10 protein-coding genes are annotated in these 11,989 nt (G+C 69.6%); 1 reads left to right on the top strand and 9 read right to left on the bottom strand.

Translation table 11 applies throughout. The features are described from left to right. Positions 1-207 precede the first annotated feature (207 nt). From efeB to groES, 9 genes are all read right to left on the bottom strand, one after another. Positions 208-1,518 (bottom strand): iron uptake transporter deferrochelatase/peroxidase subunit, encoded by a 1,311-nt coding sequence (gene efeB, locus L0C25_RS15120; protein ID WP_271632504.1) that lies wholly within the window; start codon positions 1,516-1,518, stop codon positions 208-210. A gap of 27 nt (positions 1,519-1,545) precedes the next feature. After that, the gene (efeO, locus tag L0C25_RS15115) at positions 1,546-2,700 is read right to left on the bottom strand and encodes an iron uptake system protein EfeO (protein WP_271632503.1); all 1,155 of its coding nucleotides are present in this window, start codon (positions 2,698-2,700) and stop codon (positions 1,546-1,548) included. 113 nt (positions 2,701-2,813) lie between these two features. Continuing rightward, a complete protein-coding gene (locus L0C25_RS15110; protein WP_271632502.1) occupies positions 2,814-3,650 on the bottom strand; it encodes a carbon-nitrogen hydrolase family protein in 837 nt (278 codons plus the stop codon). Further along, on the bottom strand, positions 3,647-4,750 hold the full coding sequence (locus L0C25_RS15105; protein WP_271632501.1) for a GuaB3 family IMP dehydrogenase-related protein: 1,104 nt from the start codon (positions 4,748-4,750) through the stop codon (positions 3,647-3,649). Before L0C25_RS15105 ends, L0C25_RS15110 begins: the two co-directional genes overlap by 4 nt. 67 nt (positions 4,751-4,817) lie before the next feature. Further along, entirely contained in the window at positions 4,818-6,332 is a 1,515-nt protein-coding gene (gene guaB, locus L0C25_RS15100; RefSeq protein WP_271632500.1) for an IMP dehydrogenase, read from the bottom strand. Positions 6,333-6,835: 503 nt separating this feature from the next. Then, on the bottom strand, positions 6,836-7,792 hold the full coding sequence (locus tag L0C25_RS15095) for a hypothetical protein (protein WP_271632499.1): 957 nt from the start codon (positions 7,790-7,792) through the stop codon (positions 6,836-6,838). Then, complete coding sequence (gene shbA / locus L0C25_RS15090; protein WP_271632498.1) at positions 7,789-8,442, bottom strand: RNA polymerase sigma factor ShbA; 654 nt, start codon at positions 8,440-8,442, stop codon at positions 7,789-7,791. The genes L0C25_RS15095 and shbA overlap by 4 nt, the downstream gene beginning before the upstream one ends. A gap of 218 nt (positions 8,443-8,660) precedes the next feature. Next, on the bottom strand, positions 8,661-10,247 hold the full coding sequence (gene groL, locus L0C25_RS15085; protein WP_271632497.1) for a chaperonin GroEL: 1,587 nt from the start codon (positions 10,245-10,247) through the stop codon (positions 8,661-8,663). A gap of 69 nt (positions 10,248-10,316) precedes the next feature. Then, positions 10,317-10,613, bottom strand: a complete 297-nt coding sequence (gene groES, locus L0C25_RS15080) for a co-chaperone GroES (protein WP_271632496.1) — start codon at positions 10,611-10,613, stop codon at positions 10,317-10,319. Positions 10,614-10,789: 176 nt separating this feature from the next. On the opposite strand from groES, the gene L0C25_RS15075 reads away from it, so the two are divergent. Continuing rightward, a complete protein-coding gene (locus L0C25_RS15075) occupies positions 10,790-11,971 on the top strand; it encodes a class I SAM-dependent methyltransferase (RefSeq protein WP_271632495.1) in 1,182 nt (393 codons plus the stop codon). Positions 11,972-11,989: the final 18 nt, after the last annotated feature.

Genomic DNA, 11,989 nt, shown 5'->3' with positions numbered 1-11,989 from the left:
CGAGTCAGTGCTGCACCGATTCACGTGCGCGGTTTGGTGATCGATCCACGAGATGTGATCCGAAACCGCGACTCGTGGAGACTTCCCAGTGGCGACTCCGCGGTTTCGGACGACATCTCGGGTTTGCCTCGGTGACCTTTTCGTTCAGTGCACGCTCGTACGTAGATCCCGATCCTCGTTCACCCTGGCGTTCTCGTCGCTTCGCGTTCAGGTGAAGAGCGATTCTCCCCAGTAGCCAGTGCTGCCCACGCCGGGTGGGCAGGCGAAGATCCCGGAGCCGATGTGCACGATGTACTCGTTCATCAGGTCGGCGGTCAGGCCGGCGAGGTTGTTCTGGATGCGGACGAACTGCTCTCGCGGGTCGCGCTGGTAGCAGATGAAGAACAACCCAGCGGCCAGCCGGCCGAGCTGGTCGCTGCCGTCGACGAAGTTGTAGCCGCGCCGCAACAGCTTGGCGCCGCCGTTGAAGTCCGGGTGCGCGAGCCGTACGTGCGACTGTTCGCCGATCATTGGTTCGCCGTCACGACTGTTGGCGGCGAAGTCGAGCGGCTCGAACTCGTCGCCGCCAGACATGGGACCGCCCGACCCCTTTGCGCGACCGATGATCCCCTGCTGGCCCTCCAGCGACTCGCGGTCCCAGGTCTCGATCCGCATCGCGATCTTGCGGGTGACGAGGTACGTGCCGCCGTCCATCCAGGTCGGGCCGTCGCCCGATCGTGCCCACACGAAGTCTTCGACGGTGTCGGTGTCCTCCAGCTTGATGTTCGCGGTGCCGTCCTTGAACCCGAACAGGTTCCGGGGCGTCACCTGCGCCTCCGATGTCGACGACGTACGCCCGAAGCCGAGCTGGGAGTAGCGCACCGATGCGCGACCGAACGCGATGCGCGCGAGGTTGCGGATCGCGTGCACCGCCACCTGCGGGTCGTTCGCGCAGGCTTGGATCGCGATGTCGCCGCCGCAGATGGCCGGCTCGAGCCGGTCACCGGAGAAGTGCGGCAGGTCGACGAGCTGCTCGGGACGCCGATCGGCGAGGCCGAAGCGGTCCTTGCCGTCCTTGGCGAACAACGTACGACCGAAGCCGATCGTCAACGTCAGCTGGGATGCCGGCAACCCGAGCGCCTCACCGGTGTCCTCCGGAGGTACGACCGGCGGCCCCGCAACCGCCCCGAACTTGCCGACCTCGTTGCCGGCCGTCATGTCGCGCGCGGCGTCCGTCCAGTCCTGCAGGAGCGAGACCAGGTCGTCGCGGCTGTCCGTGATCACGTCGAACGCGGCGAAGTGGAGCCGATCTTGGGCAGGCGTGGTGACCCCGGCCTGGTGCTCGCCGGCGAAGTCGACGGGCACGGCGTCGGGATCGGCAACCGGATGCTCGGCCGCATCTGCCGAGCCGCGCGCGAGATAGCCCGCGCCGGCACCGACCGCGAGGGCCCCGGCTCCGGCGGCGCCGAACAACGTACGCCGCCGAATGCCGGTCGGGGCAACCGCTCCGCCCTCGCGATCGTCGTCGCTCGCGCCCATCTCTGCCTCAGCCCTTCAGCTCGCCGCTCAAACGCTCTCGCTGACGACTCCCGCAACCTGGCTGATCGGCTCGCTCACCGCGGCGACGGCGTCGGACAGCCGCTTGATCTGCGCCTTCGACAGCTCGTCGTACGACTTCCAGGTTCCGTCGGCGTTCTGGTATTGGTTCAGCTCCGTCTCGAGCGCGGCGGTGCGCTCGTCCAGCAGTGCGACCAGGTCGGGATCCTGCTCCTCGAGCACCGGCCGGATGGCCGCGATCGCCGCCTTCGAGCCCTCGATGTTCGCCTTGAAGTCCCACAGGTCGGTGTGCGAGAACTCGTCCTCCTCGCCGGTGATCTTGCCGGTGGCGACCTCGTCGAGCAGGTTCTTCGAGCCCTGCGCGAGCTCGAGCGCCGTCAGCGGCGACTCCGCCGCGAGCCGGACGATCTCGTCGATGTCGGTTTGTAGCTGGTCGGCGATCGGGCCCATGCCCTTGGTGTCTCCGGCAACCCACAGCTGCTTCTCGATGCGGTGGTAACCCGTGAACTCGCTGCCTGGCTCGACATCCGGCTCGCGCTCGTCGACCGCGGGATCGAGGTCGCCGAACTTCTCGGCTACCGGCTCGATGCGCTCCCAGTACGTACGCGCGACCGGGAAGAGCGCCTTGGCCTTGTCGACGTCGCCCGCCTTCACGGCCGCGACGAAGTCGTCGGTCTTCTCGACCAAGGCGCCGGTCTGCGACTGCACGTACCGCTCGTAGCTGTCGGCCGCCTGCTTCAGCTCGGCCGAGTCGGACAGATCCTTGGCGGGCTCGCCGCTGACGTCGATGTCCGCGCGGATGCCGTCGCCGACCATGCCCGGCTTGCAGGCACCCTCGTACCCGTCGGCGGGGAGGTCGACGACGAGCTTGCGAGAGAGACCGGGGCCGATGTTCTCGACCTCGCCCATGATCCGGTCGCCCTCGGCGTACACGTAGAACTCGGTGACGCGGCTGCCGTCGTTGGTCACGTTGAAGGTGTTCGGACCGGCGTCGAGATCGGTGCGGCTGAGCGAGCACGAGTCATCGCTCGCCGTCACGTCGATCGCGCCGTTCTCGCCACCCGAGCCTTCGACCTCGCTGTCGGTGGCACACGCCACCGCGCCGAGGAGCAGCGGGAGACAGGCGGCCGCGCCGAGTGTTGCGCGTACGTGCGGAGGTGTCATCGGTTCCCTCGTCGGACGGTGGGGTGAACGAACCGAGGTTAGCCTATCCTCAGCAGGTACGCGACCCGCCGCGACCGAGGTCACATCGTTGCAGGACGTGCGTGCTCGGTGCGTCAGTGTCGGACGAGCGGGCCGAGCGACGCGCGGTGGTCGGCGTACATCGTGTGCTCTGCCCGCGTTGCCTCGAGCGCCGCTGCGTCGAGCGTCGTGACGGCAAGGCCGGTCGCACCACCGTGGACGCGTTCGAGTACGCGCCCCTCGGGGTCGATGACGGAGGTTCCGCCGCCGTACTCACCTTCGCCGCAGCGTCCGGTCAACCCGCTGACGACCGCGTACATCCCGTTCTCGACGGCACGCGCTCGGTAGTACAGGTCCCGTCGATGCTCGCTGCCCCTGACGTACGCGACCGACGCGACGTATGCGAGCGCACCGTCGTCGGCCGCTGCGCGGGCGTGTTCGGGGAAGCAGCCGTCGTAACAGACCGCCAACCCGAGCGGCCAGCCGTCGACCGTCAGGACCGAGCGCGCGTCACCCGCAACGAAGTGGTCAGCCTCGTCTCCGCACACGTGCTGCTTGTCGTAGACGACCCGGACGGCCTCGTCGATCGCGAGCAGCGAGATCGTACGGCGGTCGCCGCGGCGTACCGAGGCGCCGACCAGCGCGACGAGTCCGGTGTCTGCGACGGCGGAGCGCAATGTCTCGAGTCGCGCGTCAGCAAGTGCGTCGGCAGTGACATCGCACTGCTCCGGCCGCTCACCGATGGTGCGCATGTCGTACCCGGACAGGAACAGCTCCGGCAGCACGAGTACGCGTGCTCCGCGGTCGGCGGCCTCGCGTACGTAGGCAGCCGCGGTACGAGCGTTGGCGGCGACATCGCCCGGGACGGACTCCGCCTGCGCCGCGGCAACCACGAGCGGGCGGGGCGTCGGGCCGTCCGGTGGGCCGCTCACTCGACGACGACCTCGACTCGCTGGAACTCCTTGAGGTCGGTGTAGCCGGTCGTCGCCATCGCCCGGCGGAGCGCGCCGATCAGGTTCATCGTGCCGTCGGGGACGGTCGACGGCCCGAACAGCACCGACTCGAGCGACCCCACGGAGCCGATGTCGACCCGCTCGCCGCGGGGAAGGTCGGGATGCCATGCCTCGGCACCCCAGTGGAACCCGCGGCCCGGCGCCTCGGTGGCGCGCGCGAACGGCGAGCCGACCATGACGGAGTCGGCGCCACACGCCACGGCCTTGGCCACGTCGCCGCTGCGTCCGATGGAGCCGTCGGCGATCACGTGCACGTACCTGCCGCCGGACTCGTCGAGGTAGTCGCGCCGCGCCGCCGCCACGTCGGAGACCGCGGTGGCCATGGGCACGGCGACACCGAGGACCTTGCGGGTCGTGTGCGCAGCGCCGCCGCCGAAGCCGACGAGTACGCCGGCCGCACCCGTACGCATCAGGTGCAGGGCGGCCTGGTGCGTCGCGCACCCGCCGACGATGACGGGTACGTCGAGCTCGTAGATGAACTCCTTGAGGTTCAGCGGCTCGGTCTGCCCCGAGACGTGCTCGGCCGAGACGGTCGTACCGCGGATGACGAACAGGTCGACACCCGCGTCGACGACACTCTGCGCGAACTGCTTCGTACGCTGCGGCGACAGGGCACCGGCGACGGTGACGCCGGCCTCCCGGATCTGCTTCAGCCGGGCGGTGATCAGCTCCGGCTTGATCGGCTCGCGGTAGATCTCCTGAAGCCGGGCCGTCGCCCGCTCACCGTCGAGGCGCGCGACCTCGTCGAGGAGGGTTTCGGGATCGTCGTACCTGGTCCACAGCCCTTCGAGGTCGAGTACGCCGAGACCGCCGTGACGACCGAGCGCGATGACCGTCTCCGGTGACATCACCGAGTCCATCGGTGCGGCCACGATCGGCAGCTCGAAGCGGTACGCGTCGATCTGCCAGGCAACGGACACCTCCTCCGGGTCGCGTGTGCGCCGACTCGGCACGATCGCGACGTCGTCGAAGGAGTACGCGCGGCGGCCGCGCTTGGCCCGCCCGATGTCGATGTCCATGCGGATCAGCCTAGACGTCCGCGAGACGCGAGCCCGTACGGGCCGTTGTGTGTCTCGGCGCGGCCGGTCAGCCGCTGTAGTTCGGCGCCTCGACGGTCATCTGGATGTCGTGCGGATGGCTCTCCTTGAGGCTTGCCGAGGTGATGCGTACGAACCGACCGCGGTCCTGCATGTCTGCGATCGTGCGCGCGCCGACGTAGAACATCGACTGGCGGAGCCCGCCGACGAGCTGGTGGGCGACCGCTTCGAGCGGTCCGCGATAGGCGACGCGACCCTCGATGCCCTCGGGAACCAGCTTGTCGTCGCTGTCGACCTCGGCCTGGAAGTAGCGGTCCTTGGAGTACGACTGCTGGCCGCGCGACGACATCGCGCCGAGGGAGCCCATGCCGCGGTACGTCTTGAACTGCTTGCCGTTGACGAAGATGAGGTCGCCAGGGCTTTCCTCGCAGCCGGCGAGCATCGAGCCGACCATGACGGAGTCGGCGCCGGCGACGATCGCCTTCGCGATGTCGCCGGAGTACTGCAGGCCGCCGTCGGCGATCACGGGTACGCCCGCCTCGCGGCACGCCCGCGCCGCTTCGTACACCGCGGTGACCTGGGGTACGCCGACGCCCGTGACGACCCGTGTGGTGCAGATCGAGCCGGGACCGACGCCGACCTTGACCGCATCGGCGCCGGCCTCGACGAATGCCTGCGCGCCTGCGCGGGTGGCGACGTTGCCGCCGACGAGCTGCACGTGCTTGGTCGCGGGGTCGGACTTCAATCGGCGCATCATGTCGAGCAGCAGGCGTACGTGCCCGTGTGCGGTGTCGGCGACGAGGACGTCGACGCCGGCCTCGACCAGCGTCGTCGCGCGTTCCCACGCGTCGCCGAAGTAGCCGATCGCTGCACCGACGAGCAGCCGGCCGGAGCCGTCCTTGGACGCGTTCGGGAACTGCTCGGACTTCACGAAGTCCTTGACGGTGATCAGGCCGGCCAGCCGGCCTTCGTCGTCGACGATGGGCAGCCGTTCACGCTTGTGCTTGCGCAGTAGGGCGGTCGCGTCTTCGCGGCCGATGCCGACGGGCGCGGTGAACAGTGGCATCGGCGTCATCACCTCGTTGACCTTGGTGGTCGCCCACTGCGCCACAGGAGTGAACCTCAGGTCGCGGTTGGTGATGATGCCGATCAGGCGGTTGTCCGCGTCGATGACGGGGAGCCCGGACACGCGGTACTCGCCGCAGCGCCGGTCGAGGTCTTCGAGGGTGGCGTCGGGGCCGATCGTGACGGGGTTGGGGACCATGCCGGTCTGGGTGCGTTTGACGAGGTCGACCTGGTATGCCTGGTCGGCGACCGACAGGTTGCGGTGGAGGACGCCGATCCCGCCCTGCCGGGCCATCGCGATGGCCATCCGGGCTTCGGTGACGGTGTCCATTGCGCTGGAGACGAGGGGCACTCGCAGGCTGATCTCGCGGGTCAGGCGGGCGGTGGTGTCGACCTCGTTCGGCACGACGTCGGTCTCGCCGGGCAGCAGTAGTACGTCGTCGAAGGTGAGGCCGAGCGGTGCGAACTTATCGGGTACTCCTGCGGCGTTGACGTCCATGCGACCTTCCGGTTGTGGGTGCCAAAACACAATCGTACTCGGAGCGGCGAGGCGCGTAGCGAGGGACGAGCGGAGCGGTGAGCGCGACCAACAACGCCGAGCGGCGAGGCGCGTAGCGAGGGACGAGCGGAGCGGTGAGCGCGACCAACAACGCCGAGCGGCGAGGCGCGTAGCGAGGGACGAGCGGAGCGGTGAGCGCGACCAACAACGCCGAGCGGCGAGGCGCATAGCGAGGGACGAGCGGAGCGGTGAGCGCGACCAGACAACGCCGAGCGGCGAGGCGCATAGCGAGGGACGAGCGGAGCGGTGAGCGCGACCAACAACGCCGAGCGGCGTGCCGCGTAGCGAGGGACGAGCGGAGCGGTGAGCGCGACCAGACAACGCCGAGCGGCGAGGCGCATAGCGAGGGACGAGCGGAGCGGTGAGCGCGACCAGACAACGCCGAGCGGCGTGCCGCGTAGCGAGGGACGAGCGGAGCGGTGAGCGCGACCCGTCGGTGGGCGTCAGGGCGTCGGGGACTCGCTCGACGACGACGTGGTCGGGGCCGACGACGGCGGCGACGTCGTGTCGGTCGGTGGCGACGTGGTCTCGCTCGGTGGGGGTGTGGTCGTCTCCGTCGGCGGCGGGGTCGTCTCGGTCGGGGGCGGCGTGATGGTCGTTTCCGTCGGGGGCGGCGTGATGGCCGTTTCCGTCGGCGGCGACGTGGTCGGGTCCGTCGTGCCCTCGGTCGGCGGCACGATCATGGTCGTCGTCGGGCCGTCCGACGGGCCGGGCCCGTCGGACTCCGGATCCTGTGTCTCGGCGGTGGTGACGACGGGTTCGTCCGAGCCGGGCGACTCGCCGGGTCCGACCTCGGTGGTGGTGGTTCCCCCGGTCGTGGCGATCTCGTCGTCGCCCGACGAGTCGCTCTCGCCGTCGACGAACTCCTCGAGGCCGCGGGGAGTCGGCACCAGCCAGTAGTCGGGGTCTCTGACGAAGCCGACGGAGGTGTCCTCGCGCGACTCTCCGAGCGGCGCCGCTGCGGCGCCTTGTCGGACGGGAGGTGTGCTCATCCCGACGGCGTGCGGCCGCCCGACGACGTCGCCGGCGGCGCTGGAGTTGCCTCCGGGGGTGCCGAATCGGCTACCGATCTCGACGCCGCGGTCGAACACGTACTTGAAGGCGGCCGTCGGGTCGCCGGCCACTGCGGCGCCGACGCCGGTGGTCACGGCGATGCCGGCGATGGCGGACACGGCGATCGCCCGCCGATGCGAGACGACCCGGGTGGCGATCGCGCGGCGCGTACGACCGGCGACGGAGCGAGCGGCGGCGGGCGCCTGTGCGCCGTCGCGGACGGCGAGCAGTACGTCGACGGCGGGGTCGCCGTCGGGAAGGTCGTCGCGGACGGCGCCGTACCGGATCGATTCGATCAGCGCATCGTCGGCGGCGATGTCGTCGAGGTCGAGCACATCGCTGGTCATGCTCGTACACCTCCCGACGTCGCTGTCGTCCGATCACACATCGACCGGAGTTTCTTCAGTGCGCGATGCTGCGCGACGCGTACTGCTCCTGGGCTCATCCCGAGGGTATCGCCAGTACGCTCCGCGCTCAGCCCGAGCGCGACCCGCAGCAGGAGTACCTCGCGGAGGTTGTCGGGAAGATCGGCCATCAGGTCGACCGCCTCGTCGAACTCGCGCGAGCGGACCGCGCGCTGCTCGGGACCGGGAGCCTCGTCGACCTCGTCGGGCATCTCGTCGACGAGTACGAGTCGGGAGCGGCTCAGGGAGCGCTGCGCGTCGGCCACCTTGCGGGAGCCGATCGCGTAGACGAAGGCCTCGAACGGCACGCCCCGCTCGTCGTAGGTGGGTAGCGCCTGCAGGACGGCGACGCAGATCTCCTGAGCGACGTCTTCGGCGAGCTGGCGGCCTCCCGGGTACGTGCCGAGCCGGGCCCTGCAGTAGCGGATCGAGACCCGTCGCACCTCCCTCATCAGGAGGTTCAAGGTCGCGTCGTCGCGTCGTGCACGCGTCACAATGCGCGACAGATCGACATCATCGCTGGTCACCATCAGCAGCCATTGCCCCCGGCGTCGATAACTCCCTCCCGCGCGTACGCGCGGTGTGCGGGTCAACAGTGGCACGAAACCGGACCCGTTGCCAGTGTCTTGGCGAGATCGGCCTTGCGACCCGCGCGGCAGATAGGTTAGCCTTACCTTGTCTCGCTGGGGAGTTGAGACGCACGAAGTCGTCACCGACGGGTCGAGACGCAAACCGCGGTGATGACGAAGCCCGGCGGACATCGGCACGCCCGATGTCCGCCGGGCTTTCGCGTTTCAGAGGCCGGGGACGGTCAGCCCTCGTCCTCGTCGTCGGGCTTGTCGACGACGAGCGTCTCCGTCGTCAGCAGCATCGCGGCGATCGAGGCCGCGTTGGCGAGCGCGCTGCGCGTCACCTTCACGGGATCGAGCACGCCCTGTGCGACGAGATCGCCGTACTCGCCGGTCGCGGCGTTGTAGCCGTTGCCGACGCCGGCCTCGCGTACCTTCGAGACGATCACCTCGCCGGACTCGCCACCGTTCTCGGCGATCCAGCGCAGCGGCTGGTCGGCCGCGCGACGCACGATGGCGGCGCCGGCCTTCTCGTCACCGGTCACGTCGAGGTCGTCGATGGCTGCGACCGCGTGTACGAGGGCGGAACCGCCGCCGGCGACGATGCCCTCCTCGATGGCCGCCCGCGTCGCGGACACGGCGTCCTCGATGCGGTGCTTCTTCTCCTTCAGCTCGACCTCGGTCGCGGCGCCGACCTGAATGACGCAGACGCCGCCGGCCAGCTTCGCGAGACGCTCCTGGAGCTTCTCGCGGTCCCAGTCGGAGTCGCTGGCCTCGATCTCGGCCTTGATCTGGTTCACGCGGCCGTCGACGTCGGGCTGCTCGCCGCCGCCGTCGACGATCGTCGTGGCGTCCTTGGTCACGACGACACGACGGGCGTGGCCGAGAACCTCCAGGCCGACCTGGTCGAGCTTCAGCCCGACCTCGGGTGCGATGACCTGACCGCCGGTCAGGACCGCGATGTCCTGCAGCATCGACTTCCGGCGGTCACCGAACGCGGGCGCCTTGACGGCCGTCGAGACGAACGTGCCGCGGATCTTGTTCACGACCAGGGTCGAGAGCGCTTCGCCCTCGATGTCCTCGGCGATGATGAACAGCGGCTTGCCCGCCTGGATGACCTTCTCCAGCAGCGGAAGCAGGTCTTGCACCGAGGAGATCTTGCCCTGGTGCAGGAGGATGTACGGGTCGTCGAGGACGGCCTCCATCCGCTCCTGGTCGGTCACCATGTACGGCGAGATGTAGCCCTTGTCGAACTGCATGCCCTCGGTGAACTCGAGGTCGGTGCCGAGCGTGTTGGACTCCTCGACGGTGATGACGCCGTCCTTGCCGACCTTGTCGAACGCCTCGGCGATCAGCTCACCGATGCGCTCGTCGCGCGCCGAGATGGTGGCGACGTGCGTCATGTCCTGCTTGTCGTCGACGTCGCGGGCGGCCTCGGCCAGCTTCGCGACGACCGACTCGACGGCCTTGTCGATGCCGCGCTTGAGCGCCACCGGGTTTGCACCGGCGGCAACGGCACGGAGGCCCTCGTGGACCATCGCCTGCGCGAGGACGGTCGCCGTGGTCGTACCGTCGCCGGCGATGTCGTTGGTCTTGGTCGCGACCTCCTTGGCCAGCTGTGCGCCGAGGTTCTCGAACGGGTCGTCGAGGTCGACCTCGCGTGCGACGGTCACGCCGTCGTTGGTGATCGTGGGCGCGCCCCACTTCTTGTCGAGGACGACGTAGCGGCCCTTCGGGCCGAGCGTCACCTTGACGGTGTTGGCGAGGGAGTCGACTCCCCGCTCGAGTGCACGACGAGCGTTCTCGTCGAACTCAAGAATCTTTGGCATTTCTTCTCCTAGACAGCGCCGCCCAGTACGCCGTCACCCGGAAGGGCACGGCGGACTGGGCGGTCGGGATTACTTCTCGACGACGGCGAGGACGTCACGGGCGGAGAGGATGAGGTACTCCTCGCCGCCGTACTTGACCTCGGTGCCTCCGTACTTGCTGAAGATGACCTTGTCGCCGACGGCGACATCGAGCGGAACGCGGTTGCCGTTGTCATCGACGCGGCCGGGACCGGTCGAGAGCACCTCGCCCTCCTGGGGCTTCTCCTTGGCGGTGTCCGGGATGACCAGACCCGACGCGGTGGTCTGCTCGGCCTCGAGCGCCTTGACGACGATCCGGTCTTCGAGCGGCTTGATGCTGACCGACACTGTGTCGACCTTCCTTTTCGCACGTGTACAGACTGAAACTGCTGGCCAGGGCATACGCCGTCGCGGGGGTCGTACGCCGGTGAGACCGTTAGCACCCTCAAGGTGAGAGTGCTAATGCAGAATCTAGCACTCGGTCAAGCCGAGTGCCAGCGGCCCGCGATGCGAGGATGCTCCCTGTGCGAGTCGACGTGTTCGAGCGGTTGCTGACACCGGCCGGCCGGACGCTGTTGGACGAGGCCGCCGCCGCGCCGGACACCGAGTCCGATCTCGCGTTGGGCAGCCGTCTGCGACGGACGCAGGACGCCGACCTCGTCGCCGCGGCGATCCAGCAGGTACGCCTGCGGCGCAAGGCGGCCGCGAAGTTCGGCCCGGACGCGGAGCGGATGTACTTCACCTCCGACGCACTCGAGCAGGCGACCCGCGCGCCGGTCGCGCGGCACCGAGCACAGCGCGTACGACGGCACGAGATCGCCTCGGCGGTCGACCTCGGTTGCGGCATCGGTGGCGACCTGATCGCGCTCGCCCGCGCCGGGGTCGCCGCCGACGGAGTCGACATCGACCCGCTTCGAGCGCGGCTCGCCGCGGCCAACCTTGCGGCGCTCGGCCTGCCGGGCAGCGTCATCGAGGCCGACGCGACCGGCGTCGATCACGCAGGCGTCGGCATCGCGTTCGTCGATCCCGGACGACGCGGCGCGCGCGGCCGTACGTTCGATCCGCGGCAGAGCTCACCCGACTGGGACTTCGTCACAACGTTGCTGCACGGATCCGCCGCGGCGAAGGTCGCCCCCGGCATCGACCACGACCTCGTGCCCGCCGGTGTCGAGGCCGAGTGGGTCAGCGACGGAGGCGACCTCGTGGAGGCATGCCTGTGGGGTGCACCGCTCGCGACGGCCCGACGACGGGCTACGGTGCTGCCGGCCGCGGCGACCCTGACCGAGTCGGATGATCCCGGCGGCGCCGCGACGGCTCCCCCCGGCCGGTACCTCTACGAACCGGACGACGCGGTCATCCGAGCCCATCTCGTGACCGCGGTAGCCGCCCTGGTCGATGGCCGGCTGCTCGATCCGCACATCGCGTACGTCGGCAGCGACCGTCTCGTCGGTACGCCGTTCGCGACGGCGTACGAGGTGCTCGACGAGCTGCCGTACCGGGAGAAGCAGCTGCGAGCGACCCTGCGGGCACGCGACATCGGCCCGCTCACGATCAAGAAGCGCGGCGTCGACATCGTGCCCGAGCGGCTGGTCACGCGGCTCAAGCTGCGGGGCGCGAACCCGGCGACGGTCGTGATGACGCGGGTCGACGGCGCCGGCCGCGCGTACCTGGTCCGGCGGGTGCCCCCACCCGCCCGCTGGGCATGACGTTTGCGCGCGACACGC

Source organism: Solicola gregarius, assembly GCF_025790165.1.
In the GTDB taxonomy this organism is placed as follows: Bacteria; Actinomycetota; Actinomycetes; order Propionibacteriales; family Nocardioidaceae; genus Solicola; species Solicola gregarius.
The sequence above is the reverse complement of the archived record's forward strand: the minus strand, read 5'-3'. Positions and strand labels throughout refer to the sequence as shown.

What these genes read in the sequence shown, in the direction of transcription:
- L0C25_RS15095 (WP_271632499.1), bottom strand. Translation starts at nt 7,792, where the DNA reads ATGACCAGCGATGTGCTCGACCTCGACGACATCGCCGCCGACGATGCG.
- L0C25_RS15105 (WP_271632501.1), bottom strand. Translation starts at nt 4,750, where the DNA reads ATGGACATCGACATCGGGCGGGCCAAGCGCGGCCGCCGCGCGTACTCC.
- groL (WP_271632497.1), bottom strand. Translation starts at nt 10,247, where the DNA reads ATGCCAAAGATTCTTGAGTTCGACGAGAACGCTCGTCGTGCACTCGAG.
- efeO (WP_271632503.1), bottom strand. Translation starts at nt 2,700, where the DNA reads ATGACACCTCCGCACGTACGCGCAACACTCGGCGCGGCCGCCTGTCTC.
- efeB (WP_271632504.1), bottom strand. Translation starts at nt 1,518, where the DNA reads ATGGGCGCGAGCGACGACGATCGCGAGGGCGGAGCGGTTGCCCCGACC.
- guaB (WP_271632500.1), bottom strand. Translation starts at nt 6,332, where the DNA reads ATGGACGTCAACGCCGCAGGAGTACCCGATAAGTTCGCACCGCTCGGC.